The organism is Aureibacillus halotolerans (assembly GCF_004363045.1).
Lineage (GTDB): Bacteria > Bacillota > Bacilli > Bacillales > DSM-28697 > Aureibacillus > Aureibacillus halotolerans.
In genome coordinates this window covers 259218-285554 of the sequence record NZ_SNYJ01000001.1, presented here as the reverse complement: position 1 = coordinate 285554, position 26337 = coordinate 259218, and the positions used below count along the sequence as shown (strand labels likewise).

Below are 26337 nucleotides of genomic sequence, written 5' to 3'. Positions count from 1 at the left end.
CACAATTCATTCTGATTGAAATAAGATCTACGTTACCTGAAAGGGCACTAATAAGAGAATTCGTAAGTTTTTTTGGTGCAATTTTAAAAGCTTGCCACCAAAGTAAAGACTTCTCAAGCTATATGAATATTTTTCTGGAGTAGACGAACACTACATAATAGCAATGGAAACGCTTGTAATGTCAAGAACGTTCGGACATTTAGTTTGCCTATTGACTGAGATGACATACGTTTGGTATAGTTGCCTTTGTTTTCGTTCGACATAATGCGACAACTATTCGTATAAGCTCAGTAAGATGGCCTGAGCGTTTCTACCCGGCAGCCGCGAATGCTGGACTACGAGAAATCATGTGTACATATGTTTAAATGTGCCGAATTTCTCTCTGAGTTGAGAAATTCGGTTTTTCTTGTTTAATAAATATTTTATTATGTATTTACATCTGAATGACGAATGTTATACTGTTTTTTGTTGCTTATTGTTCGTGATTTTAATTACACATTACTGATATAAAGGGGTGCTTGACTTGAAAAAAGGTTTAATTGCTGGTGTATTGGCTGCTAGTGTATTGGCGGGATGTGGGACATCTTCTGGTGATGGTGCGACTGGTAGCGAAGATAAAAAGGAACTCGTTGTTTCAACGTGGGGCTTTGCGAGCGAATTCTTTGAAGAGAATGTGTACAAGCCATTTGAAGAAGAGCATAACGTGGACATTGTTGTTGAAATCGGAAACAATGCGGACCGTTTGAACAAAGTTCGTCAAGGCAGTACGCCCGTTGATGTGATTTTCTTGTCTGATTACTACGCCAACCAAGGCATCGCCGACGGTTTGTTTGCGGAGGTTGATCGTGAAAAGCTAACGAATGTTGAATCCATTTATGATGTAGCTCAAGCACCTCTTGGTGAAAAATATGGTCCAGCTTACACGATTGCACGCTTTGGAATCGCTTATGATACGGAAGCTGTAGATTCAGAAATTACTTCATGGAGTGACCTTTGGAACCCAGAGCTTGCAGGCAAATTAACATTGCCTGGAATTACAACAACAGCTGGTCCTATGATGCTTGATGCAGCATCTCTTGTCGGAGGTGCGCCAGAGTTTAATGAAGACGTAGCGATTCAAAAAGCGTCCGAACTCAACGATAGTGTTGTGAAATATTACGGAAAAACCTCTGAACTCGTCAATATGTTTGGCCGTGGCGAGGTAGCTGTTGGACCCGTCATGGAAATGTACTTAGCGGATCTTCAAGAAGCTGTTCCTAGTGTTGAATTTGTCAGCCCTGAAGAAGGGGCATACGCTGTTATGAATACAGTCAACATCGTGGAATCAAGTGACAACCAAGAACTTGCGAATGAATTCATTAACTGGATGCTCAGCAAAGAAGTGCAAACGGCATCTGCAAAAAATAAAATAGATTCTCCTGTGAACACGCAAGTGGAATTAACAGACGAAGAAGCAGCAGGATTAACGTACGGCAAAGATGTTGTTGAAAGCCTACGTAGCTTGGATATGGAAAATGTAAATGCAAACATGAAAAACTGGATTGATCGTTGGAATCGCGAAGTCGCACGATAATTCAGCTCGATGTATGACCGAATCGACGGCTTTTGCGGTAACCCGCAAAGGCCGTTTGTCACGCCTAAAAGGGGGACAAGATGAATGAAAACGAAACTAATCATTGATGTTGATACAGGAATTGATGATGCCATTGCTTTAGCCTTAGCCTGTCGAAGTAATCAATTAGATATTCTAGGAGTAACGACTGTTTCAGGAAATGTGTCGCTTGATATGGCGACAGAAAATACAGTCAATGTCCTATCGCTTCTAGGAGTAGAAATCCCTGTGATCCCTGGGGCGAATCAGCCAATGGCGAGACCACCCGTGCATGAACACCATGTTCATGGGGACAACGGTCTTGGAGGGGCAAGGCTGCCAGCGTCGGAGAAACCATTGGTTGATGCGACGGTTCAAGCTGATGAATGGATTGCGCAATCTGTCCAGGCTCATGAAGGGGACATAACGATACTACTCACAGGGCCGATGACGAATTTGGCCATGGCTTTAGATCGAGATCCAAAGCTGCCTGAAAAAGTTAGTTCCTTAGTGTTTATGGGTGGTTCAGCGTTTGATTATGGCAATATCACACCTGTTGCCGAGTTCAATATTTTTGCTGACCCCGAGGCCGCAAAGAAAGTGCTAAACGCCGGCTTTCCATCTGTCACGATGGTCGGCTTAGATGTCACAAGAAAGGCGTTGCTTACACCAGGTCACTTAAATTCATTACCAGAGTCTCCACTTACTGCTTTTCTTAAAGACGCCACGGCGCATTATATGATGAGGTATGAAGAGCGTAATGGCATAAAAGCATGTGCCATGCACGATCCGCTCGCTGTTGGCGCAGTTCTCTGGCCTGAGCTTCTAGGAACAGTGCCTTATTATGTTGATGTTGAAACAAATAGTGATTTGTGTGACGGCCAGACGGTGGTCGATGTACAGCAACGCTTAAGGAAACAACCAAACGTGAATGTTGCAACGACGGTCCAATCGGATGCTTTTATGAAAGCAATGCTTCACCAATTTGATGGCAAGGAGGGAAGTGAATCATGAAAAAACGTTATGCATACGGCCTCTTACTGCCTGGCTTCTTATTTATTACCGTATTCATGATCGTTCCAATCGCGCTCACCATTGGCACAACCTTTTTTAAGGATCGCTCCTTTAGTTTCGAAGGGTATTTATACTTTTTCTCAGATCCTTTTTTTCTAGAAATTCTTTGGACAACCCTACAGGTTGCTTTTGTGACAACACTTGTGTGTAATGTCATTGGCTTTCCTGTTGCTTATTACATTTCCAAGCTTGGGGCTAGAAAAAAAGCAGTGCTTTTAGCATTAGCCATTTTCCCTTTGTTAACGAGTGCTGTCGTTCGTTCCTTTTCGTGGATGATCATTTTAGGAAGAAACGGTTTGTTAAATGACTTCCTACAAGGTATTGGTCTCATCGCTGAACCACTCAATATTTTGTACACACCAACGGCGATGATGATCGGTCTCATTCACTTGTTTTTGCCGCTCATTATTATTTCGCTAGTTGGTGTGATGGAAAACATCCCTGGTGATTTGTTAGAGGCTGCAGAAAGCCTTGGCGCATCAAAAATTAAATCATTTTGGAAGGTCATTGTGCCTCTTTGTGTACCCGGTATAATTATTGGCAGTATCCTTGTTTTTGTCGGGAGCTTAACCGCGTACACCACACCGGCTCTATTAGGTGGGAAGCAACAAGTTATTTCGACATTCCTTTATCAGAATGCAATGACGTTAAATGACTGGTACATGGCTTCCATTGTCGCAACGATTATGATCGTCATCACATTTATCGTCATCGGCGTGATGAATAAACTCGCCGCCAAACTGAATCCGAAGGGGTATGCGTCATGAAAAAGAACAGCCCTTTGCTCGGGATCTATACGTTTCTTATCTTTTTGTTTTTATTAGGTCCGCTCTTAATCATCTCTGCAACTTCCTTTGGACCAAACGAAGTATTAAAGTTCCCACCTGATGGCTTTTCCTTCCGTTGGTATGAAAATATCTTTGAAGTCGATATGTTTATGAAGACGTTTGTTACGTCCATCATCGTTTCATTTGCTGGAAACATTCTCGCGTTGCTTTTAGGTGTGCCAGCCGCCTATGCGCTGAGCCGCTATGATTTTAAAGGCAAAGCTTTCTTAAATGCCATTTTTATTTCACCCGTCTTAATTCCTGGAGTGGTGTTTGGTTTTACCTTGTTAAAATACGTCATCGTTACATTTCAAATCCCAATATATGCGGGGCTTTTAATAGGACACACCGTGCTGATGCTTCCATTTATCGTTCGTGTGATTGCATCCAGTCTGGCAAACTTTGATTTTGCTGTTGAGGAAGCGGCCATAAGCCTTGGTGCTGGACGCGTAGAAACGTTCTTTAAAATTGTTCTTCCCAACATCAAGTCAGGTGTCATTGCTGGGGTCATCATTGCCTTCCTTGAATCATTTAACAATGTTGATGTGTCCGTGTTTATGACAGGTCCAGGCGTGAGTACGCTCCCTATCCAAATGCTGACGTATGTAGAAAATTATTTTGATCCGACAATTGCCGCAGTTTCGGTGTTGCTGATGCTACTGACAGGAGTGCTGATGTTCCTAATTGAGCGCTTGCTCGGTTTAACGTATTTTACGAAACGATAATGGAGGGATCTTTTTGGCACTGTTAACGTTAAAAGATGTAACGGTTACCTATAATCAAAAAACGCCAATTCTTGAACAGTTTAATTTAGATATTGCAAAAGGCGAGCTTGTTTCTTTGCTTGGACCAAGCGGCTGTGGCAAAACAACGACGCTTCGACTGATTGCAGGATTTTTAGAAGCGAAAAGTGGACAGTTTCTTTTCGATGGATCGGACTACACGAAGGTTCCAGTAAACAAAAGGAATTTCGGTTTTGTGTTTCAGAGCTATGCTCTTTTTCCACACATGACGGTTTTTGACAACGTCGCCTTTGGGTTGAAATTGCGCAAAGTCACAGGAACTGATGTGAAAAAGCGTGTACAGGATATGCTTGATATTGTGAATTTAAATGATTTTGGCGAGCGTTTTCCAGCTGAGCTGTCAGGTGGGCAACGCCAGCGTGTTGCAATTGCTAGAGCACTTGTTATCCAACCTGATCTCTTATTGTTTGATGAACCGTTAAGTAATTTGGACGCCAACCTCCGTGTCAACATGCGTGTTGAAATTCGGCGCATTCAGCAAGAGCTTGGCATTACGACGGTCTACGTGTCCCATGATCAAGAGGAGTGCTTCTCGATTTCAGATAAAGTGGCCATCATGAACAAAGGCGATATCGAACAGCTTGCCGATCCTGCAACCATTTTCCGTTACCCAACGACTGAATTTGTTGCACGGTTTATTGGCTTCAGCAACTTTTTGCATTTTGATTCACGGAAAAAAGTAACAGGCGGTCATGAGCTTTCGTTGGCAGGACAAACCTTTTTTGCTGGAGACCACCCAGGAACATCCAACGAAACAGCCCTTGCGGCAGCCATTCGACCAGATGATCTTGCTGTCGTGCACCGCGGAGCACCACATTCAATGCCAGCAGGTAACGTCATTCCTGGAACGGTCAGAGTTCGGACGTTTCTTGGTCGTAGCTTTCAATACGTGGTTGACACGGCGCATGGAAGCTTTACGGTCAATCAGGAAATGGAGCAGCCGTTTGAAGCAGGCACTGACGTGGATCTATTGTTTGCGCCAGAACGCATGGTGCTTGTTGACCAAAAGGAGGCGTAGGTCATGCATGTAGATGTGCTTGTCACGAATGCTAATGTGTATCACTCTTCCTTTAAATGCTTTGAAGGCGCAGATGTAGCGATTAAAGATGGGCGATTTCTTTATATTGGTCAGGCAGATGGACGTTTTACGGCAGATATCGTTCTAGATGCTGAGGGAAGAAGTATGATTCCTGGGCTTGTCGACATTCATTTGCATATTGAAAGCTCAATGATGACACCAGACACCTTTTCCTACGGTTTGTTGAAAAATGGGGTGACAACCGTTGTTGCGGAGCCCCATGAAATGGCGAATGTGTTTGGCATTGAAGGAATCACAGCCATGATTGAAGCCCAAGACAAGTGCACAGCGGATTTATTTACCGCGATCCCAAGCTCTGTGCCAGCGACGCCAAGGGAAACCACAGGGGGAACAATTGAAGTCGAAGACATGGAAGCATTGATCTCCTCTGGGAAGGTCATTTGTCTTGGAGAGATTATGAATTATGTCGACGTTATTCGTGATCCTGACTGCAAAACCAATCAAGTGTTGGATTATATGAGAGCGAAACATCCAAACTTGGTGATTGAAGGGCATTGTCCGAAGCTAATGGACCTTGAGCTTGCCCAGTTCATTTTTGCTGGCGCAGATTCAGATCATACCCATCAAACGCCAGAAGGTATGGAAGCACGCATCAAAGCAGGCATGTTTATTGAGCTGCAAGAAAAGTCTATGACGCCAGACGTGATGCAATATGTGTTGGACACGCCAGCTTTGGCAGAGCATTTTTGCTTTGTGACAGATGATGTCATGGCGGACGCCTTTTTGGAGACGGGGCACTTAAACCATATCGTAAAAAAAGCGATAGCAATGGGCATGCGTGCAGAGGATGCGATTTATGCCGCCACGTATACGTCCGCACGTCGGATGAACATGACAGATCGCGGCAGCATTGCTCCGGGGAAAATAGCAGACTTCTCATTGCTAGATGATGTCAATGCCATGGCGATTCATTCGGTGTATAAGAAAGGGGCACATGTGTTTAGTGCCTCTTCGAAGGAGAAGCAGGCAAGTAAGGAAAAGCAATTTCCTTCCCATTTTTACTCGTCCGTTCAACTGTCGCCGTTATCCGAAGCTGATTTTGTGATAAAAACAAAGAAGCAAGGTACCGTAAGTTGCCGCGTAATGAACGTCAATGACGGGTCGACGTTTACCGAGGAGTCGCATGAAACATTGACCACGAGCAATGGTGAAATATGTTGGGAAGAGAGCTCCCAAGGCTGTGTGGCCGTCTTCGAACGCTACGGAAAAAATGGGCAAAGTGCTCGTGGGTTAATTCAAGGGGATACGATTAAGCGAGGCGCCATTGCAACGACATACTCCCATGACAATCATAACCTACTTGTTGTTGGGCAAACCAAAGCAGATATGACAATTGCTGCAAATGAAGTTATTGCTGCACAAGGGGGCTTCTGTGTTGTCGAAAACGGAAAAGTGACTCACTTTTTAGCGTTGCCTGTAGGCGGCATTCTAACGGAGTTGCCTTTTGAAGAAGCGGCAAAAGAAGTTGCTAAACTCAGACGCGCGATGGAAGCGTTAGGCTACGAGCATTACAATCCAGTTATGTCTATTAGCACACATTCATTGCCAGTGAGCCCTGCCTTAAAAATTACGGACCACGGACTCATCGATGTCAACGAAGGTATTGTCGTCCCTCTTGAGGTGTAACTGATAATAGATGCTCTTTTGGTGAACGTAAAGGGAGCGAGCCCAAACATTTAGAAATGCACCCAACGTTAAAAGAAGAGAGCCTGTCCTGAGCGTCACAGGACAGGCTCTTTTTTACGTTAATGCCAAAACGACGACAGATGCTGGTGGTAAAGCAACGTGTACGTTACCGGAACGAACTGAAGCGTCTTGGAAAATCTCCGGACTCAAGGTATCTGGTGCATCAAAAGTGTTGTGTGCATCGAGTGTATCAGACGTTAAGATTTGCCCGTGAACTGTCGCATTCGTGAGCCCTTCAATGGATACTGATAACTCAGCGCTATCTTTGTGTGATAGATTGCATAAGGAGAGATGAATGGTTCCTTCTGCATTTTGTGAAGCTGACGCACTAATCTGCGGTATCACTTCATTCCCTAAACGATATTCTTGGCTTTCAAAATGGAGGTCTAACAGCTCGGCATCCTGATGCACCTTGAACATGTTAAACACATGATAGGTCGGGGTTTTCACCATTTTTTCACCATCAGTTAGAAGGACAGATTGCAGGACGTTTACAATTTGAGCAATGTTGGCCATATGGACACGGTCGCAATGTTTATGGAACAAATTCAGATTAATGCCGGCGACAAGTGCATCACGAAGGGAATTTTGTTGGTAAAGAAATCCAGGATTAGTGCCCGGTTCGACGTCGTACCATGTGCCCCACTCATCAATAATAATGCCTACTCGTTTTTCAGGATCATATTTGTCCATAATCTTAGAGTGTTTCTGTATTAATTCCTCCATATACAGTGTGTTTTTCAGTGTACTAAACCATTCGTTTGAGCCAAACCCAGTGGCAGGACCTTTTTTCTTCCAAACGCCTGTAGCCGTCGTATAGTAATGAAGGCTAAGACCGTGCATTCGGCAGGAGGCTTCGCGCATGAGCACTTCAGTCCATTTATAGTCTTCGACATTAGGTCCACAAGCGATTTTATAAATCTCGTTGCCATTGTAATTGCGCACATACGTCGCATAACGTCGATATTCATCTGCATAATATTCGGGACGCATGTTGCCACCACAGCCCCAGTTTTCATTACCAACGCCGAAGTATTTAATTTTCCAAGGCTCTTTTTTTCCGTTTTCTTTTCGCCAATTGACCATAGGGGATTCGCCATCATTGGTCATATATTCAACCCATTCTTGCATTTCTCGAACGGTGCCGCTTCCTAAATTGCCGCTAATGTAAGGCTCGGTCTCCAACAACTCACATAGCCGTAAAAACTCATGCGTGCCAAAGTGATTGTTTTCCTCGACACCACCCCAATGGGTATTGATCATCCTTGCGCGTTCGCTTTTTGGACCAACGCCATCCTTCCAATGATATTCGTCAGCAAAGCAGCCGCCAGGCCAGCGTAAGACTGGAATGTTTAACTGTTTAAGCGCTTCCACAACATCATTGCGAATGCCGTCCGTATTTGGAATTTCTGAGTCCTCACCAACCCAAAAACCTTCATAGATACAGCGACCTAAATGTTCAGAAAAATGACCATAAATGTGTTTGCTAATCGTTTTCTTTTCGGGGAACGGGCGAATTTTCATTTCACTCATACACAAGCTCCTCTCTAAATTTATATGTAAGGCTTTTCATTCTTCATATTAGCGCATTCATTTGAGAAGGAAAAGGATTATCTAGAAAGATGGACATCTTTGAGCTGTGACTAAATGTGTTTGTGGTGTGAAAAGGTCGACTCGAAATAAAAAAGCTGTCCACAATATAGGACAGCTTCCTTCAAACCATGTTTTATTGATCAGCCAGTACATCTGCAAAAGCCTTCACGTAAGGGGGGAGATCAGGTGGTCGTCTGCTTGAGATAATGTGACCGTCAACAACAACGGCATCATCAAACCACTCGGCTCCAGCATTGGTCATGTCGTCTTTAATGCCTGGTGTACTCGTGACCTTGACGCCTTTTAAAATATTTGCCGATATAAGCACCCAGCCAGCGTGGCAAATTTGTCCGATGGGCTTTTTGTGCTCGTCCATATGACGAACGATATCTAACACCTCTGGGTAGCGTCGTAGCTTGTCTGGCGCCCAACCCCCTGGTACAAGAACAGCATCATATGCGCTTGGATCAATGTCACTATACGCATGTGTGGTACGCGCAGGAACGCCATATTTACCCATATACGTTTTCTCGGCTTCTTGCCCAACCAAGTCGACCTTGGCGCCTTCTTCTTGAAGACGAAGGATCGGGTAGTGCAATTCTAGATCTTCAAACTCTTCATCCACTAGGGCAATCACTTTCTTGTTAGAAAGTCTCATCTTCATCACCTCATTTTCAATTATCGTATCATGTCAAACGGCAGCTGTAAAAGAATGTTCCTCATATTGAACATGTCGTTTTTTGGTGAAGTCAATCCTTTACTTATACAGAAAGAAGGTCATTTGAATGACGAGGGCAGCTGGTGGGATCGAAAAAAGCTATCTTTGGGCAATGTTCGCTTGTCACATGTCGATTTGAAAAAACGAAGCGGCGCATGTCACAGGGGCATGATATCCCTTTGATAATCGAATGGACGCATGATCATTCGACAATTATTTCCCAAGAAATAATGAATGGCTGTCCGAAGGAGTTCACCTCGGACAGCCATTTGTTTTCAATTAAAATTCGTTAAAGTATTGCTCAATAACTTCTGGGTCATCGGTTTCAGTAAGCGCGAGCATAAGTAAAATACGTGCTTTTTGCGGGTTTAAGGAATCCGCTGCAATTCCGTTTGACGTTTCTGTAACGATGCCATTGCCAACGCGTGAGGCTCTGACGACAGGGATTCCCTTTTCAATGACTTTCTTCACCACCTCTGATCCGATGGACGACAAGGACCCGTTGCCAGACCCAGCAGTTACAATCCCATCAGCTCCATTTGCAGCTGCCGCTTCAAAGAGATAAGAAGGCATGTTTTGGTACCCGTACAAAATATCGACTTGAGGCAGTTCCGTCAATTCACTCACATCAAATGGTGTTTCTGTCGTGTGCTTTCGAAGCATCTCTTGATAATAATGTATTTCACCACCAGCGATAGCGCCTAAAAACCCATATTCTTCACTCTGGAATGTATCGAGCATCGTTGTATTTGTTTTTGAGATCATTCTGGCTGACCCAATGCGGTCATTAAGAACAACCAAGACCCCTTTGCCGACTGATTTTTCAGCGCCTGCGACCTTGACGGCATTATATAAATTCATAGGCCCGTCAGCAGAAATAGCTGTTGCAGGTCGCATTGCACCAACAACGACTACAGGCTTGTCTGATTTCACTGTCATATGTAAGAAAAAAGCGGTTTCTTCAAGTGTGTCGGTACCATGAGTGATCACAATGCCATCTGTATCATCTTGTGCAAGTAGTACATTTACACGTTTCGCAAGTGTTAGCAACACGTCTGTATCGATATTTGGGCTGCCTACATTAGCGATCTGTTCACCGCTAATCGTTGCGATATCGGTAAGTTCTGGTACGGCATCAATGAGTGTTTCCACGCCAATAGCGCCTGCCGTATACCCTGTTGTCGCAGTATTTGACGCGGCAGACCCAGCGATCGTACCTCCTGTTGCAAGAATCTTAACATTAGGAAGCGATTCTTCCTGCATCCCTAACAGATCCTGAACGGATGATGTTGAAGAGGCTGCGAACCCTGTTGATGCAGGAATTGCTAGACTAAAAGCTAGACCGAGGGCAACCACACGTTTTTTCATCATTATCATACATATCATTCCTCCTGATAGAAACATAGTGTTGTGTAAAGAAGTGTATCATCAGAAGGCGTATGTTGTGTAAATTATGTCAGAATTGTTAACGAGATATCGCATGGTGATTATATTTCAAAAGATACGAGGGAAACAAGAGTTGAAGATCCCCATCAATGTGCTTTTACTCGTCTTCTCGCATGTATTTTTAATAGAAAATCGCTAAGAAAAAAGACGATTAACCCGCTCCAAAAGAGAAGTAGGCTTGAAATCAGTGGCGTTTCGTAAAAACCTTCGTAGCTGACATTGATAAGTATCAGCACACCCCATGTGACCCAAGAGATAAAAAAAGCTTGACTCGTAGATTTTTGATCTACGGATTTGATTGCTTTAAAAAGCACGTATCGTCGCCTCCCTAAGCTATACGGAATCCTTTTCTCATGGTATCATATGGATAATTCTTTATGAGTGTTGAACGGTGTGTTTTGGATAGAATTAATCATTTTTGTTGCGTTGTTTTCGTCTCATGCAATCGTTCCGCAAACTGCCTGCCGTACTGTCTGCAAGCCTCCATCTCTTCTCCCATCGGCGCCAGCTCCACCTTTAACGAGGACTGAAGCTGAACACTTCCACAGTCGATCAACTTCTTCTCTAATGTATCCACAGCTCCTCCATATATTTCATACGCGGAGTCACATGAGCCGAACACTGCGAAGGTGGTATGTGCTAACTCAACATCGTTTAAATCGTCATAAAAATCGTCCATTTCATAAGGGAGATCTCCGTTTCCATACGTATAAGAACCAATAAGGATGCCGTCATACGCCGCCAATGCTTTTGCCTCTAGTCCTTCTTCTTCAATATGAATTCGCTCCGCAGAATGTCCTGCCGCTTCAATGCCTTCGACAATCAGTTCCGAAATCTCTTCTGTTGAACCAGACATGCTCACATAGGCAACAAGAATTTTCATCGTAGGGTCGCTCCTTTTATTTGAGAACTTTTCTCATTTATGTTAAATGAGAATCTATCTCAATGCAATCGATTTGTTCACTGTTCACGAAATAGACACCAACTTGTAAAAGAGATTGTCTCAGACAGTCCGTTTCAAACATGCTACACTACATAGAAGAGAGAGTGAGGGGTCATATGGATGCCATAGTGGCTGAAAAAGCGAGCCAGGCAGAAGCATTGGCAGCGCCTTTTTCACATCAAAAACAAAAAGATGTAATCATTATTCGCCCGTGTGAACAGTTCCCACAAGGCGCGAAAATTGTGTGGTGTGCAGGTCATTTGTTTGAAATTAAATCGCCCCATGAGTTGAATGGGCAATGGAAGCGGTGGTCACTTGATCATTTGCCGATGTTGCCAGATCAATTTCAATACAAAATGGTACGCGGTCGTGCAAAACGTTTTCAATCAATAAAAACGGTACTTCGCGACCCGAGTGTGCGCACGATTATTGCGGCAGGAGACCCAGGACGTGAGGGGGAGCTTATCGTTCAGCTCGTCGTCCGCATGACCGGCGTGAAAAAACCTATGAAACGACTTTGGACACAAAGCCTGACACCTCAAGCGGTGAAGGATGCGTTTTCTAATCTGCTTGATATCGAGGCGACACGACCACTATATGAAGAGGCATTAGCCCGAAGTTATGCGGATTGGCTTGTCGGAATGAATACAAGCCGTGCCTATACATTACTTCTACGTCAACAGCAGCAAGCTCGTGAAGTGTACGCGACAGGACGTGTGCAAACGCCAACTCTAGCCTTAATTGTGCAACGGGAAAAAGCCATTCAGGCGTTTACTGAAGAGCTTTTTTATGAAGTGATTGGTACGTTTGACGTGGAAGGCAACGTTTATGAAGGCACATTGCAGCGCGAAGGAGGCACGAGATTCGTATCTAAAGAAGAAGCAGAAAAGCATGCGAATGAGGCCGTCAATCAGCCGAGCCAAATCACCTCGGCAACGCATGAAACAAAGCAGCTGCAACCACCGAATCTTCATAGCTTGTCTTCACTGCAGGCGTTGGCGAATAAACGGTATAAATATGGAGCCAAGAAGACACTTCAACTTTTACAGAAGCTGTACGAGCGATCGTATATTTCTTATCCGCGAACAGACAGCCCGTTTGTGACAGCAGCGGAAGCAGCGACGTTTCCAGAGATCCTGAAAAAATTAGGACAACAGCAGACTTTTGCTGATTTGCTGATCCATACAACACGATCGATTGCGACAGATCGTCGCTATGTGAACGCCAAAAAAGTGACGGATCATCATGCTATCCTACCTACTGAGAAAATGCCGAAGATGGACAGGCTTGGGAAAGATGAGGCCGCTATGTATGATCTTGTAGTCCGTTCCTTTATTGCGGCTCACTGTGCACCTGCGAAATACAGTCATCGCAACATCACGACATTGTGTGCAGAGCGAACCTTCTTGTCAAAAAGCAAGCAGCTGTTAGAGCCTGGATGGCGGAAGGTGTTGTTTGCAGAGGAAACGCCATCGTCGAAACCGCTGCCCGATGTGATAGAAGGAATGACTGGTATTTCGAGAAAAATGAATGTCAAAGAAGGAAAAACAGAGCCACCAAAGCGGTATACAGAAGGGGACTTAATCACGGCAATGAAAAATGCCGGTCAGGCAATTGAAGACAAGCAGCTTGGACGAGTTCTGAAAGAAGCCTCAGGCATTGGTGAAGAGAGCACTCGTTCAGCCATTATTGAACGTCTCAAAGCGCTGGAGTATATTACGCTTCAAAAGCATCGCATCGTCCCGACGGAAAAAGCGCATGTGCTTATTAACTGTATAGGAGACACCGTCTTAGCCTCACCAGAGCTCACGGCACGATGGGAGAAACGGTTGAAGGAAATTGGCTCAGGCAAGGCGTCCTCAGAACAGTTTATTATGCAATCTAGAAAATTTGCCAGCAAGCTCGTGACAGATGCGGTTCAAGCATCCTCGGGCTGGATCGTTCAGCCATTAGAACAAAAACAAAACGCATCTCCTCCAAGGACACGGCAAACGCAATTGTCTTCAAAAGAGCCTCTGGGTTCTTGCCCCACATGTGGGGGGAACGTCGTTGACAAAGGAAAACTGTATGGCTGTGATCAATTTAGCACAACAAAATGCCCGTTCACGTTGAGCAAGACGATTTTAGGAAAATCGATTACAGCAGCGGCAGTCAAAAAGCTTCTCACTAATGGAAAATCTTCGCTTATTAAAGGGTTCAAAGGTAAATCATCATTTGATGCCTACCTCGTATGGAAAGACAGGGAAAAAGGAAGTTTAGGGTTTGAATTTGCTAAACCAAAGCGATCATCAAAACAAACGACGAAGAAGGAGTGAGAATGAATGGCGATTCACCACTTTCATTTGAAAGCAGGCTGGGAAGGCGGTAGAAATAGTGAAGGGCGCATCTCTTGTGGAAAGCTTGAATCCAAAGTATCCATTCCTAAAAGCATGGGCGGACCGGGCGCAGGGACGAATCCGGACGAAATGCTGCTTGGCGCCGCTGCCACATGCTTCCTCATTACACTAGCGGCGATGCTTGAACGCTCGAATGTTACGGTCGCACCGCTTACTCTCGAATCAGAAGCTCTTGTTGATGTGACAGACAACGTATTCACCTATAAAGAGATTACCCACCGGCCAACCATCGTGTTTACCGCAGTAGAATCGCCAGAGCTTGAGAAAAAGGTGGAGCGGCTTGCCCACAAAGCGGAAGCTTCCTGTATGATTACACGAGCGTTAAAAGGCAACGTGGAAGTGAAGGCAGAACCGATTATAAAGTGGGGCATCGAATGATAAGAGATTGGGGCGTCCGCTGGTAGGTCGGGGTCGCAGAAGTGCCCGACCTTAGAAGTAAAGTGCCCGAAAAAGATCAATGAGTGCCCGAACGGAAGACAAGTGTCCGAAACTAAACGGTAAGTGTCCGGATTCCACGCCGATGTGCCCGAAAAAGACCAAAGAGTGCCCGGGAATTAGAGGTTCGTGCCCGAGGTTTCGAGATAGCCTAGATGATGTACCAAAGTACGAGAGGTCAATACAATGCAGCAAAAAAAAAAGAACGTGCCCAAGGGGATCACGTTCTTTTTCCATTGATTTATTTAACTCTGCTGCACCGAACGTGAGGAAGGAGGTCTTGTATCAATTGTATTTTTATCTGCCTTCCAGGTAAGGGCAATGGCTACGAGGAAAAATACACTCGACATTTGAAAAAGTGTTCCTGTTTGAACGGAGCTAGCGATAAGCCCAAAAATTAAGCTACTTAGGCCGATACCAAGGTCAATACAGGACATGTACATTCCGTTGGCGACGCCTCTGCGTTCAGATGATGCTTTCGACAGCACCCAGGCTTGCAATGCCGGCATTAGAGAGCCAAAGCCAAGTCCAAATAAAGAGCCAACAACTAAAATGCCAATCCATGAGGTTGTATACGAGAGCACCCACATCGCGATAAAGGCAATAAACGCACAACTAATGACGATGGCACGAGGTCCTCTACGGTCAAACCACCGTCCTGTGATCGGACGGACAATGGTCGCAACAATCGCGTTCATTACATAAAACAGAAAAATACTTTCAATCGCACGGTCTTCGGCAAAAATCATAATAAAGGTCACGACCGTGCCATAAGCAAAGGTGGAGCATAACGTTACAATCGCTGGATACCAGCCATTTTTTTCAACAAGGGAACCTAGAAACGAAAAGGGCACATCCTCTTTTTTTGTCGCTTCGACGGCCTCAGGTGTGGAATATTTAATTGTAGAAAGCATGAAAAATGCGGCAACTCCGAGAATCGCTGAAACAATTATATTAACGTTGAAGTCATACTGATTGTAGAGAATAATTCCAAGCCCAGGCGCAACAATCATCCCAATCGTCACTGAAAGTCCAAAATACCCCATCCCCTCGCCTAAGCGGGCATTTGGTGTGATGTCCACAGCCGCTGTGCCGTTCACTGTCGTGGACCATCCCCAGGCGATGCCATGGAAAAGTCTGATCATTAAAAAGACAAGGACGATATTTGACAATGGATACAGTATTGTCATGATGAGAAGTGACATTGAACCAATGAGGACAAGCCATCGACGTGCACGATAGCTCAGTAAATACCCAATAAAGGGACGTATAATGACAGCACCAACAGAAAATAGCGTAGTTACAAGTCCAATCTCTAACTCAGTTGCACCAAGAGATTGAATATAAGGGGGCATGATAGGGATTAACATTTGAAAGCTCATAAAAACAAATAAATTGGCAATGACGAGCATCGTGAAGGAACGAGTCCACAATGGCTCTTGGTGTACGTTTCTTTTCCTCAATCAAAGCCCTGCCTTTCTTGCTGTTTTTGATGTGATGAAGGGAAATTCTCCAATCTATCGTACTCCTGTTTGAGCGTAAACTCAATTAAAAATTTCGCCTTTCGGATTATTTACAAAACGAAACATTGTGCTATCCTCTAATGCAATGCGTTTAATTTTCTTTAGTTAGAGGTAGAGTGTTCCTTATAATTGATTGTGAAATAGATATGGAAAGGATCTGATGTCATGTGGAATGAAAATAATCTAACACAGATGCTTAAGATCAACTACCCAATCATTCAGGCGGGGATGGCTGGCGGGGTGACAACGCCTGAATTAGTCGCTGCCGTTTCTAACGCCGGTGGATTAGGGACGTTGGGTGCCGGGTACATGAGTCCCGAAAAAATGAGCCAAGCCATCGTTGAGATAAAAAAACAGACGACAAAACCGTTCGCTGTCAATGTTTTTATCCCTGAATATCCAGAAGTGACCGATGAAGAACTGCTCAATGCAAATCAATCGTTACGAGCCTTTAGGGAAGAACTGCAACTAACAACGAAACCCACTCTCAACCAAGATGATTTGCTTTTTGAGAGACAAATGGAAGTGATTTTAAACCATGAGGTTCCAGTGTGCAGCTTTACGTTTGGCGTCCCCTCAAAAGAACGCCTTCACGTATTGAAGGAAAAAAAGATCATTACAATTGGGACCGCAACCACAGTGAATGAAGCTGTTCTGAATGAGGAGAGTGGGGTAGATATGATTGTCGCCCAAGGCAGTGAAGCTGGGGGGCATCGAGGCACTTTTCACGGTGCCTTTGAAGCGTCTATGATTGGGACGATGTCATTAATTCCCCAAGTCGTTGATCAAGTCAGTATCCCAGTGATTGCTGCGGGTGGGATTATGGACGGTAGAGGTATTTTTGCTTCTCTTGTTTTAGGCGCCCAAGCGGCACAGCTAGGCACCGCTTTTGTCACCAGCTTGGAAAGTGGTGCCAAGGAGCAACATAAGGAAGCCATTTTAAACACTACAGAGGATCAAACAGTAATGACGTCAGTGTTTAGTGGGAAACCTGCAAGAGGAATACAAAACCAATTTAGTAAGAAGATGAAAGAGCATGAAGGCACGTTGCCGGGGTATCCCATTCTGAATGCATTGACACAAGACATTCGAAAAGAAGCAGCTAAACGTAATAGACCGGAATTGATGTCGCTTTGGTGTGGGCAAAATCCGCGTTTAAGTCAAAAACAATCTGCCACAGAATGGATGGTCGAAACAATCGCTCAGATTGAGCGTGTTTCGAATGGCTAGTGCCCTTTCCACTACCTTCGTTGGTTATGGCCGAAATTGAACCAACAAGGTTTATCTCATTTCATTCGTTCTTTACACTAACCAAAAGCGGTAACTAGTGAGACTCTAGCAGTAAAGAAAACATGACGAGGTCTTTATGGATCGCTCCGTCAACAAACTTCGCTTTCTGTGGGGCACGGCTTCAGCTTCCTGGGAATCTTGCTTTCCGAGGGGATCTTCAGCTCGCGCTGATCCCACTAGAGTCTACGCATGTTGACTACGCTGATGTTTGTTTCTGCGTACATTGTTTTATGGTGGCTTGGTCTCTTATAGAAGGTAAAAAGCCGTGTGGCAACCAAATAAGGCAAGTACGTACAATGTTTCAAGGTAGATGACCTGGTGCCTCTTACACGAATGTCGTTTGGTTAAGGAATGAAGTAAAACCATAAAAGGTCGATAAGAGAACACGCACATCTTTTTTTCTAAATAAAATAAGATCTACATTACCTGATGGGGCTCTAGTAAAAAGAACCAGCTGAATTAATTATTCGTTGAAAGCGTTTGTTTTCATATGTACTGTGGGAGTCTTCTTTCGGAAATCGTTCAAACAAGGTACAATGAGATAAACACTAGCTTATTGATGAGAAACGAGGATTTTAGAGAATGTACACTTTTTATGAATACAGTTTGAATCAACAGTTGATTGACGCCCTAGATGAACAAAGAATCAAGCACCCGACGGACATTCAACATAAATCAATTCCCCACCTTTTGCAGGGAAAGGATGTTATTGCACAGGCGCAAACAGGTACAGGAAAAACCTTAGCCTACACCTTGCCTATCATCCAACAGCTCGATGAGAGTAGCCAGGCTGTGCAAGCACTTATTGTTGCACCGACACGAGAGCTTGCTCTGCAGATTACGGAAGAAATCAAAGCGTTAACGTCTCATTTGGACGCGGATGTTCTTGCGCTATACGGTGGGCAACAGGTCGATCAGCAGCTTAAACGACTTGAAGGAAATACGCCGATTGTTGTTGGTACACCAGGTCGCCTTATTGATCATTTAAATCGAGGCACAATACGTCTCGGAAGCCTGCGCCATCTTGTCATTGATGAAGCGGATCAAATGTTTGAAATTGGCTTTTTGAATGATATTGAGGACATTATTAGCAGGACACCGGGAAATCGCCAAATGGTGCTTTGTTCGGCAACGATGCCACAACCAATTCGCAAGCTGGCACGAACGTATATGAAGGATCCAGTAACGGTCACAAGCGAGGCTGAAACGGTTACGGTTAAGGAAATTAAGCAAATTGCTGTCGAAACAACACACCGCGCAAGAAAAGACACTCTCGTCACATTAATTCATCAATTCCAGCCGTATTTAGCGATTGTGTTTTGTCGTACAAAACGAAGAGCGAGGCAGCTGAATGGGGAACTATTAGAGGCAGGTGTTCTATCTGACGAGCTTCACGGCGATTTGTCACAGGCGAAACGCGAGCGTGTGATGAAGCAGTTTCGAGAGGCAAAGATTCAGGTGCTTGTGGCGACAGACGTAGCCGCACGTGGCATTGATGTGGAAGGCATCACACACGTCTTTAATTACGACCTTCCTCCAGACACAGAGCAATACATTCATCGTATCGGACGAACAGGACGAGCGGGGGCATCCGGTCTTGCTGTTTCATTGGTGACGCCAAGAGATGCTGATGATGTGCGCAGGATCGAGCGAGGGATAAAAATGCCACTACGCCGACAAACTGTCAAGGATGGACGTCTTGTAACAGATAGCCAAACGCCTGAAAAGCAGACAGGTTCGAAAACAGCGGATACGGGCCAGCACTCTAAAAAATCAACCCATCAGCGCGGCAAAGGAACATATGCAGGCAAGCGTGATGTGCCTGCAAAGAAAGAGCGTAACGATGGAAAACCTGGACCACGTTCAGGGCAAGGCGGCGTTGGAAAATCTAAGTCAGGTCCTCGTACAGGACAAGGTGGCGCTGGAAAAGCAAAATCGTTTGGGCGAGGAGGCACCGGAAATTCCAAATCATTTGGACAAGGTGCACCGAAGCGTCCCAATCACTCTCAAAGTCGCCGCGGCGGACGTTCGAGATAAAGAGAAGTAGTAATGAGCACCGGACAAGCCAAAGCAACAAAGGAAGCGAGCGTTTTTCATCAAATGAAGTCAGGCTGAATGAAAACGTTTGTCTTATCTAAGCACGAAGGCTTGAGAGGAGCGGAGTTGCCATAAGGGCAATGAGCACCGGACAAGCCAAAGCAACAAAGAAAGCGAGCGTTTTTCATCAGCCTGAAAAAGTAGCTGTGGTTTATCAATCTAAACCATAGCTGCTTTTTTATTACAATAATTAGGGTTCAAAACGATCAGTCCACACATAAATGGAGTGATCATGCTCGAACTTTCATTTTGGGTCTGCTAAACTGGAAAAAATAGTAGAGGAGAGGATGTTTCGGTGACAAATTTTCAAAATGCAATAGAAACCTATGAAGCGTTAACACAAAAAATAGCAAGCTATCATGAAGCCACAGGGCTGGTTGCATGGGATATGCGCACAGGTGCACCAAAAAAAGGGATTGCACAAAGATCTGAGGTGCTTGGAACCCTTTCAGAAGAGGGCTTTCTACTGCAAACCTCAGACGCAATGAAACAAGCTCTCACGACGTTACTTGCGTCAAAAAATGAACTCTCGGAAAAAACGAGGCGTTCAGTTGAAGAGAGTAAGAAAACATATGATCTGTCTGCTAAAATTCCCGCGGAAAAGTTTCGTGCCCATACCGTCCTTTGTGCGCAGGCGGAAAGCGCGTGGGAAGGTGCGAAGGTATCTGGTGATTTTGCTTCCTTTCAACCGTATCTAGAGAAGATTGTCGCCAATACGAAGGAATTTTTAGAGCTATGGGGATATGAAGGGAATCCGTACAATACATTAATGGATCAGTTTGAACCTGGTATTACTGTAGAAACGGTGGATCGTGTGTTTGGCCAAGTGCGTGAAGCGATCGTACCATTGCTAGAGAAAATCAAACAGTCCCCGAACGCACCGGAAACAGATTTTCTATTTCGCTCATTTCCTCAGGACAAACAAAAAGCGTTTAGCCTCGATGTGCTCAAGTCGATGGGATACGACTTTGATGCCGGACGACTGGACACCGCTGTTCATCCGTTTGCGATTGGTTTGAATCCAAATGATGTTCGTGTAACGACGAAATACGATGAAAAGGATTTCCGTACCGCCGTGTTTGGAACCATCCACGAAGGTGGGCATGCCTTGTATGAGCAGAACATTAGCGAGGATCTTATAGGGTCGCCGCTTTGTTCAGCAGCTTCTTACGGCATTCATGAGTCACAGTCCCTTTTTTGGGAGAACTTTGTTGGCAGAGACACAGCGTTTTGGGATAATCATTATACGCAGCTGAAAACATACGCAAATGAGCAGTTTGATAACGTCTCCCAAGCGGATTTTTATCGTGCGATCAATGTCGCTGGCCCGTCGTTGATTCGAATTGAAGCCGACGAGCTGACCTACTGCCTTCATATTATGGTGCGTTACGAAATTGAAAAAGGCTTATTTGATGGCACATATGAGGTCAAAGATTTGCCTGCCATTTGGAATGACAAAATGGAAGAATACTTAGGAATTCGTCCGGAAAACGACGCAAAGGGTGTCCTCCAGGATGTGCATTGGGCAGGCGGTAGTTTTGGTTACTTCCCATCCTACGCCCTAGGCTATATTTATGCAGCTCAGTTTGCAAAGTCGATGGAAAGCGATTTTTCGCTCACTGATATCATCCAAAAAGAGGAGCTTGGCACTATCACAAGCTGGTTAACGAAAAACGTTCATCAACATGGAAAGATGAAAACGCCTAGTGAGCTTGTACAGGATATTACAGGTGGTCCGTTGGATGCGCAGCCACTAATTGATTATCTCACAGCGAAATATACTGAAATTTATAAGTTAGATTAATAAAAAGTTGGTGTGCAGTAATTAAGGGAAGAGATAGAGTCTATCAATTAGGTTGATTAAGCTTGTTTAGCTTAAAATCTAGGTAATAAATCAGAGGGTTTTAGCTCTTCTTCCTGCTTCGTGAAAGGGAGAGGAGCTTCTCTTGTTACTGAAAATTTTTCGTCTTGTTCAGTTGAAAGATGGCAGAAGTGAGGGGGAATTTCAAACATGACAGAACACTATACAATCTATCAAGCGACCATTCAGGATTTGAATGACTTAGTGCCCTTATTTGATCTCTATCGTGTGTTTTATGAGCAGTCTTCCGATATTGAGGGCGCGAGAGATTTTCTATTTCGTCGGTTCGACCACGCGGAGTCGATTATTTTTATCGCAAAGACCGTATCGGAAGGTCAAGCGATAGGTTTTGCTCAACTATACCCAACGTTCTCGTCCATCTCTATGCAACGTTCATGGGTGCTTAACGATCTCTATGTACGAGAAGACCATCGTAGCCAAGGGGTTGCGTCGCTGTTACTAGATCAAGTGAGAGCGTTCAGCGTAAATACAAAGGCGAAAGGCGTGGCCTTATCGACATCTCTTGACAATACGAAGGCTCAAGCACTTTATGAAAAGTGCGGATTTGTGAAAGATAATGAGTTCTATCATTATTTTTTGAATGTGTCAAAATCGGCAAACGAGCAATGAGAAGAAAAGCGAGCTCGAAATCATTCAGAGCGAGCCGAAAAAAGAAGCATATGAATAGGCGAAATTGCGAGAACAGCAAGAGCTAAAAATCCTTCAGGAACTATTAAAAAGGAAATTTGACACCACTTAAAGAATTTAGTAGTAACCTTGTTTTATTGAGTTGAGAGGAGTTGAGGCGCAATGGCGCAAGTAAAGGTGTATGGCAACCATACAGAGTTGAGGAAAGTCAGAGATGAGCTATCAAGGATTATTCACGAGAGTATTTGTGAGGTGTTTGCTTATCCAAAAGCGAAGAAATTTCATCGCTTTATTGGGCTGAACGAAGATGATTTTATTTACAATGATCGTTCATCGTCCTATACCATTATTGAAATACTTCTTTTTGAAGGTAGAACTGTAGAGGCGAAGAAAACTTTGATCCGTCTCCTGTTTCGCCGGATACACGAAGAACTTCAGATTTCTCCACACGATATTGAAATGACACTCATTGAAACACCGAAGGAAAATTGGGGGATTCGTGGTGTTCCTGGGGATGAATTGGTCTTACCTTATAAGGTTGATGTGTAATATCTTAGCTATCATAAGAAAACCGCTTCCCTGCTAGGTACTGGGAAGCGGTTTTTCCTTCATGATAAGAAAACATCTTTGCCGAATCCCTTCAAAACAGGCGTTTGCCTCTACACGCATGACCTAGTCCACTCATATAGTAAAGCAAGTTCCTACACTATAGATTGGAAGGGGTATGCGATCCATGGAGCTTACAGCATCCCACTGGATGTATCTGGTTGGCACCCTCGTCATTATCATGACAATGCTCTTCCGCCAAAATGTCGTCGTTCCTGCAATTATCATGACATTTTTCGTCGGTTGGACATATCTTGGTTCGTTTTTTGAGGGGCTGCAAACTGTGTTTTACGCGAGCTTAGTGGCAGCTGGAGAGTTATTTAATATCTTCTTAATTATTGCCATTATGACCGCATTGTTAAATGCGTTGCAAAAAATGGGGTCGGACGAATTAATGATCGTTCCATTCCAGCGCGTTATGAAAAATGGTCATTTGTCGTTTTGGGTTCTTGCTATGGTGACCTATGTCATCTCCTTGTTTTTCTGGCCGACACCTGCCGTACCACTTGTTGGTGCACTACTCATCCCAGTGGCCGTGCGTGCAGGACTTCCACCCATTGGTACAGGGATTGCAATCTCGTTGGCAGGTCAAGGGATGGCACTGTCATCGGATTATATTATTCAAATTGCACCAATGCTTACCGCAACCGCTGCTGCCACAGAGATGACACCAGTCGCAGATCGTTCCTTTGTGCTTTCAATTATTACGGGAGGTATAGCACTCCTACTTGCTTACCTAAGTTTGCGAAAATATATCACTGCACCAATACAACAATCTGCTTCAGACGTTGATAAACAAAAGGCTGAACGAAAACCAATTAAAAAGATGGCAGCATCATATGCAATCATCGTTCCACTCGCCTTTTTAGGTATCGTTGTATACATGGTCATCGCTAAGTTTACTGGACTTGTTGATTCCATTGAAGGCGGAGCAGGGGCTGCACTCATTGGAGGCACCGCCTTGTTCATACTGATCGCTTTAAGTGCGAGTACGGACTGGAAATCGATGTTCTCCTCTGTAAGTGATCACCTTGTGGATGGATTTGTCTTCGCTTTCAGAGCAATGGCACCAGTGCTTCCGATTGCCGGCTTCTTTTTTATCGGTAGTGGCGATCAGGCGGCCGCGGTTTTAAGCCTTTCCGAAGGTGCTACGGCGCCATCATTCCTGTTTGAACTTGTTGAAGCTGGGCAAAACTACATTCCGAACAATGCCTTTATGGCGGGGTTTGGTATCCTCATCGTTGGGATGTTGACAGGTCTTGATGGATCAGGGTTTTCAGGGCTCCCACTTGTTGGTGCGTTATCAGGCGCACTCGGTCCAACTGTCGGGGTGGATGTGGCAACGCTTGGCGCAATAGGTCAGATGGGGTCTGTATGGGTTGGTGGCGGTACTCTGATTGCTTGGTCGTCCCTCGTTGCTGTCGCTGGGTTTGCTAACGTTCCAGTAATGGAGCTCGTTCGTAAAAGCTTTTTACCTGTCATGGCAGGGTTAATTATATCCACGCTCTTTGGTCTCTACTTCTTCTAGAAATTTGCCCCATAGGTCTTCTTGCTATGGGGCGTTCATTATGTCCGTGTTATACTATGGAGAATGAAAAGCAAGAACAAGAAAGGTTGTTTACTGATGACAGATCAACTCCCAGAATGGGTCGGAAAAAGTCCCTCCTTTATTCAGAACGCGTGGAATGAGGCACACTTTACCCAATTCACACATATACAAGACCAAGCCATCCCACGAATAGAAGAAGGCAAGGATATACTCGCTCAAGCGCCAGCAGGGTCAGGCAAAACATTAGCCTATGTTCTGCCAATCCTTCATGGCATTCAGTCGGATCGACCACAGGCACAGGCCGTTATATTGGCATCCTCCCACGAGCTCGTTATGCAAATTCTTGATGTTGTCCAAACATGGTCGAAAAACAGTGACATACGAGCAGCTTCCTTCATTGGGGGAACGAATGTGAAACGACAGTTGGACAAGCTGAAAAAAAAGCCGCATATTATCGTTGGAACGCCAGGACGTGTTCACGAGCTCATTCAACTCAAAAAACTAAAAATGCATGAAGTGAAAACGATCGTTCTGGATGAAGGGGATCAGCTTCTCACGAAGGAGCATGTACCGACCGTAAAGGCGATCGTTTCCTCAACACTTGCGGATCGTCAAGTCGTCCTTTTTTCAGCAACATTGGCTGAGGCTGCAATCGCTCAAGCGCAAACTTTAATGAAAGAGCCAAGTGTGCTGTCAGTTAAACATGAAGCATTAAAGCCTCAAAATGAGTACATCTATTTTGCTGCGGAGCGCCGTGATTACATCGATGTTGTTCGAAAGCTAGCACAGCTCAAAGGCATTCGCGCTATTGTGTTTCTGCATCAAATTGGCGATGTGGACATGTTTAAACAAAAGCTGTCATTCAAAGGCATTCCATGTGATGCACTCCATAGTGAAGCAGACAAGCAAGAGAGAGCGAAAGCGATCCAGCAGCTTCGATCGGGCAAATCGGCCCTCCTTTTAACAACGGATGTCGCTGCAAGGGGCATTGATATTCCTGATTTGACACATGTGATTCAAGTTGGTTTGCCAAAGGACAAAGAACAATACATTCACCGAGCAGGCCGGACGGGGCGAGTCGGTGCAAACGCAGGCACTGTCGTGTCGATCGTGAATGAATATGACGTTCCACGATTGAAGAAGCTCACGGCGCCACTAGGACAAGAACCGACAAGAAAGCAGTGGTGGAAGGGAGAAATTAAGGATGTCGAAGAGGGAAGAACAACAGGAGAACATCCACGAGGAAGAAAACAAAGCAAATAATCGCGCAGAAATGCCTGAAAAAACGCATGATATCGTGCACAAGCGAACCCTTAAAAACGACCATACGCGTCTGTTTGAGCTCGTGAGTCCAGGGGTTTCAGTACTTGATGTAGGATGTGGAACAGGGGCAATTACGAAGGACATCGCCCTAATGTCAGGTCCGACTGGGAAGGTCGTTGGTATAGACATGGGTGCGGAAATGATTGAGAAAGCAAAGGAAGAGTTTGGCCATATAGAAGGACTTGACTTTGACACCGGATCAATTTATGAACTTCCGTATGAAAATCAGTTTGATATCGTCACAGCGGCACGGGTGTTGCAATGGCTTGATCGTCCAGAGCAAGCATTGAAACAACTCGTGAAAGCCGTGAAGCCAGGTGGAAAGATTATTGTATTGGATTACCAGCATGAGCAGATTTCGTGGAATCCCGAGCCTCCTGCATCAATGCGCCAATTTTATAATGCCTTCCTCCAATGGCGAAAAGATGCAGGTATGGACAATGCCATTGCAGATCATTTGCCTGATATGTTTGCGGCGGCTGGGCTTCATGCCATTGACGTCAGTGTGCAAGATGAAGTCGCTCATCGCGGAGATGCTCATTTTGAAGCAAGTGTTCGCACATGGCAAGGAGTGGCAGCGAGTAGAGGCCACCAGCTTGTGAATGATGGATTTCTCATTGAGGATGAACGGGCATTGGCCGAACGAGAGTATGGGGAGTGGGTAGACACTTCTGCGCAGGAAATGAGGATGGTGCTTCGAGCAGTTGAGGGCACATTAGTTTAGGCTTTTGAGAAACGCTCGCTTTCGTCGTTGCTTTGCTTCGTTCGGTGCTCATTGCCCAGATGGCAACTCCGCGCCTCACTCAGCTTCGCGCCTCGAAAGCCAATC

General features: G+C 44.8%; 21 protein-coding genes and 1 riboswitch. Of the genes, 16 read left to right on the top strand and 5 right to left on the bottom strand.

Annotated elements, in window-relative coordinates; translation table 11 throughout:
• Positions 1 to 257: 257 nt before the first annotated feature.
• A riboswitch (purine riboswitch) is annotated at positions 258 to 358 on the top strand.
• A gap of 165 nt (positions 359 to 523) precedes the next feature.
• The 6 genes from EV213_RS01325 (at position 524) to EV213_RS01300 (ending at position 7020) form a co-directional block, all read left to right on the top strand.
• The gene (locus tag EV213_RS01325) at positions 524 to 1573 is read left to right on the top strand and encodes an ABC transporter substrate-binding protein (RefSeq protein ID WP_133578669.1); all 1050 of its coding nucleotides are present in this window, start codon (positions 524 to 526) and stop codon (positions 1571 to 1573) included.
• Between the two features lie 84 nt (positions 1574 to 1657).
• Positions 1658 to 2605, top strand: a complete 948-nt coding sequence (locus EV213_RS01320) for a nucleoside hydrolase (protein ID WP_133578668.1) — start codon at positions 1658 to 1660, stop codon at positions 2603 to 2605.
• Complete coding sequence (locus EV213_RS01315) at positions 2602 to 3432, top strand: ABC transporter permease (RefSeq protein WP_133578667.1); 831 nt, start codon at positions 2602 to 2604, stop codon at positions 3430 to 3432. The genes EV213_RS01320 and EV213_RS01315 overlap by 4 nt, the downstream gene beginning before the upstream one ends.
• Positions 3429 to 4217, top strand: coding sequence for an ABC transporter permease (locus EV213_RS01310; RefSeq protein ID WP_133578666.1), 789 nt, complete (start codon positions 3429 to 3431; stop codon positions 4215 to 4217). Before EV213_RS01315 ends, EV213_RS01310 begins: the two co-directional genes overlap by 4 nt.
• Positions 4218 to 4230: 13 nt before the next feature.
• A complete protein-coding gene (locus EV213_RS01305) occupies positions 4231 to 5313 on the top strand; it encodes an ABC transporter ATP-binding protein (protein WP_133578665.1) in 1083 nt (360 codons plus the stop codon).
• Positions 5314 to 5316: 3 nt separating this feature from the next.
• Positions 5317 to 7020 carry an adenine deaminase C-terminal domain-containing protein gene (locus tag EV213_RS01300; protein ID WP_133578664.1) on the top strand — a complete coding sequence of 568 codons (1704 nt, stop codon included), beginning with the start codon at positions 5317 to 5319 and terminating at the stop codon, positions 7018 to 7020.
• A gap of 114 nt (positions 7021 to 7134) precedes the next feature.
• Here EV213_RS01300 and EV213_RS01295 read toward each other — a convergent pair whose 3' ends face one another.
• The 4 genes from EV213_RS01295 to EV213_RS01280 form a co-directional block, all read right to left on the bottom strand.
• Positions 7135 to 8613 carry an alpha-N-arabinofuranosidase gene (locus EV213_RS01295; protein ID WP_133578663.1) on the bottom strand — a complete coding sequence of 493 codons (1479 nt, stop codon included), beginning with the start codon at positions 8611 to 8613 and terminating at the stop codon, positions 7135 to 7137.
• A gap of 193 nt (positions 8614 to 8806) precedes the next feature.
• Positions 8807 to 9331, bottom strand: a complete 525-nt coding sequence (locus EV213_RS01290; RefSeq protein ID WP_133578662.1) for a type 1 glutamine amidotransferase domain-containing protein — start codon at positions 9329 to 9331, stop codon at positions 8807 to 8809.
• Between the two features lie 339 nt (positions 9332 to 9670).
• Positions 9671 to 10762, bottom strand: coding sequence for a type II asparaginase (locus EV213_RS01285; protein ID WP_133578866.1), 1092 nt, complete (start codon positions 10760 to 10762; stop codon positions 9671 to 9673).
• A 487-nt stretch (positions 10763 to 11249) separates the two neighbouring features.
• On the bottom strand, positions 11250 to 11720 hold the full coding sequence (locus tag EV213_RS01280; protein ID WP_133578661.1) for a flavodoxin domain-containing protein: 471 nt from the start codon (positions 11718 to 11720) through the stop codon (positions 11250 to 11252).
• A gap of 176 nt (positions 11721 to 11896) precedes the next feature.
• Between EV213_RS01280 and EV213_RS01275 the strand changes: the two genes are divergently transcribed.
• Complete coding sequence (locus EV213_RS01275) at positions 11897 to 14095, top strand: type IA DNA topoisomerase (RefSeq protein WP_133578660.1); 2199 nt, start codon at positions 11897 to 11899, stop codon at positions 14093 to 14095.
• 6 nt (positions 14096 to 14101) lie between these two features.
• Positions 14102 to 14554, top strand: coding sequence for an OsmC family protein (locus EV213_RS01270; protein WP_133578659.1), 453 nt, complete (start codon positions 14102 to 14104; stop codon positions 14552 to 14554).
• Between the two features lie 302 nt (positions 14555 to 14856).
• On the opposite strand, the gene EV213_RS01265 is transcribed toward EV213_RS01270, so the two are convergent.
• Complete coding sequence (locus EV213_RS01265) at positions 14857 to 16074, bottom strand: MFS transporter (RefSeq protein ID WP_341770310.1); 1218 nt, start codon at positions 16072 to 16074, stop codon at positions 14857 to 14859.
• 225 nt (positions 16075 to 16299) lie between these two features.
• On the opposite strand from EV213_RS01265, the gene EV213_RS01260 reads away from it, so the two are divergent.
• From EV213_RS01260 to EV213_RS01225, 8 genes are all read left to right on the top strand, one after another.
• On the top strand, positions 16300 to 17364 hold the full coding sequence (locus tag EV213_RS01260; RefSeq protein ID WP_133578658.1) for an NAD(P)H-dependent flavin oxidoreductase: 1065 nt from the start codon (positions 16300 to 16302) through the stop codon (positions 17362 to 17364).
• A 642-nt stretch (positions 17365 to 18006) separates the two neighbouring features.
• The gene (locus tag EV213_RS01255; protein WP_133578657.1) at positions 18007 to 19461 is read left to right on the top strand and encodes a DEAD/DEAH box helicase; all 1455 of its coding nucleotides are present in this window, start codon (positions 18007 to 18009) and stop codon (positions 19459 to 19461) included.
• 355 nt (positions 19462 to 19816) lie between these two features.
• Positions 19817 to 21325, top strand: coding sequence for a carboxypeptidase M32 (locus EV213_RS01250; RefSeq protein WP_133578656.1), 1509 nt, complete (start codon positions 19817 to 19819; stop codon positions 21323 to 21325).
• Between the two features lie 207 nt (positions 21326 to 21532).
• Positions 21533 to 22012 (top strand): GNAT family N-acetyltransferase, encoded by a 480-nt coding sequence (locus EV213_RS01245; RefSeq protein ID WP_133578655.1) that lies wholly within the window; start codon positions 21533 to 21535, stop codon positions 22010 to 22012.
• Between the two features lie 180 nt (positions 22013 to 22192).
• Positions 22193 to 22579, top strand: coding sequence for a tautomerase family protein (locus EV213_RS01240; RefSeq protein ID WP_133578654.1), 387 nt, complete (start codon positions 22193 to 22195; stop codon positions 22577 to 22579).
• 184 nt (positions 22580 to 22763) lie between these two features.
• Positions 22764 to 24164 (top strand): hypothetical protein, encoded by a 1401-nt coding sequence (locus EV213_RS01235; RefSeq protein WP_133578653.1) that lies wholly within the window; start codon positions 22764 to 22766, stop codon positions 24162 to 24164.
• A gap of 96 nt (positions 24165 to 24260) precedes the next feature.
• Positions 24261 to 25448, top strand: a complete 1188-nt coding sequence (locus EV213_RS01230; protein ID WP_133578652.1) for a DEAD/DEAH box helicase — start codon at positions 24261 to 24263, stop codon at positions 25446 to 25448.
• Positions 25390 to 26232: a methyltransferase domain-containing protein gene (locus EV213_RS01225; RefSeq protein WP_133578651.1), complete on the top strand. Its 843-nt coding sequence runs from the start codon at positions 25390 to 25392 to the stop codon at positions 26230 to 26232. The genes EV213_RS01230 and EV213_RS01225 overlap by 59 nt, the downstream gene beginning before the upstream one ends.
• Positions 26233 to 26337: the final 105 nt, after the last annotated feature.

Coding starts and splice junctions, on each gene's coding strand:
- EV213_RS01320 (WP_133578668.1), top strand. CDS start 1,658: ATGAAAACGAAACTAATCATTGATGTTGATACAGGAATTGATGATGCC.
- EV213_RS01315 (WP_133578667.1), top strand. CDS start 2,602: ATGAAAAAACGTTATGCATACGGCCTCTTACTGCCTGGCTTCTTATTT.
- EV213_RS01310 (WP_133578666.1), top strand. CDS start 3,429: ATGAAAAAGAACAGCCCTTTGCTCGGGATCTATACGTTTCTTATCTTT.
- EV213_RS01300 (WP_133578664.1), top strand. CDS start 5,317: ATGCATGTAGATGTGCTTGTCACGAATGCTAATGTGTATCACTCTTCC.
- EV213_RS01295 (WP_133578663.1), bottom strand. CDS start 8,613: ATGAGTGAAATGAAAATTCGCCCGTTCCCCGAAAAGAAAACGATTAGC.
- EV213_RS01290 (WP_133578662.1), bottom strand. CDS start 9,331: ATGAGACTTTCTAACAAGAAAGTGATTGCCCTAGTGGATGAAGAGTTT.
- EV213_RS01285 (WP_133578866.1), bottom strand. CDS start 10,762: ATGATGAAAAAACGTGTGGTTGCCCTCGGTCTAGCTTTTAGTCTAGCA.
- EV213_RS01280 (WP_133578661.1), bottom strand. CDS start 11,720: ATGAAAATTCTTGTTGCCTATGTGAGCATGTCTGGTTCAACAGAAGAG.
- EV213_RS01275 (WP_133578660.1), top strand. CDS start 11,897: ATGGATGCCATAGTGGCTGAAAAAGCGAGCCAGGCAGAAGCATTGGCA.
- EV213_RS01270 (WP_133578659.1), top strand. CDS start 14,102: ATGGCGATTCACCACTTTCATTTGAAAGCAGGCTGGGAAGGCGGTAGA.
- EV213_RS01260 (WP_133578658.1), top strand. CDS start 16,300: ATGTGGAATGAAAATAATCTAACACAGATGCTTAAGATCAACTACCCA.
- EV213_RS01255 (WP_133578657.1), top strand. CDS start 18,007: ATGTACACTTTTTATGAATACAGTTTGAATCAACAGTTGATTGACGCC.
- EV213_RS01245 (WP_133578655.1), top strand. CDS start 21,533: ATGACAGAACACTATACAATCTATCAAGCGACCATTCAGGATTTGAAT.
- EV213_RS01240 (WP_133578654.1), top strand. CDS start 22,193: ATGGCGCAAGTAAAGGTGTATGGCAACCATACAGAGTTGAGGAAAGTC.
- EV213_RS01235 (WP_133578653.1), top strand. CDS start 22,764: ATGGAGCTTACAGCATCCCACTGGATGTATCTGGTTGGCACCCTCGTC.
- EV213_RS01230 (WP_133578652.1), top strand. CDS start 24,261: ATGACAGATCAACTCCCAGAATGGGTCGGAAAAAGTCCCTCCTTTATT.
- EV213_RS01225 (WP_133578651.1), top strand. CDS start 25,390: ATGTCGAAGAGGGAAGAACAACAGGAGAACATCCACGAGGAAGAAAAC.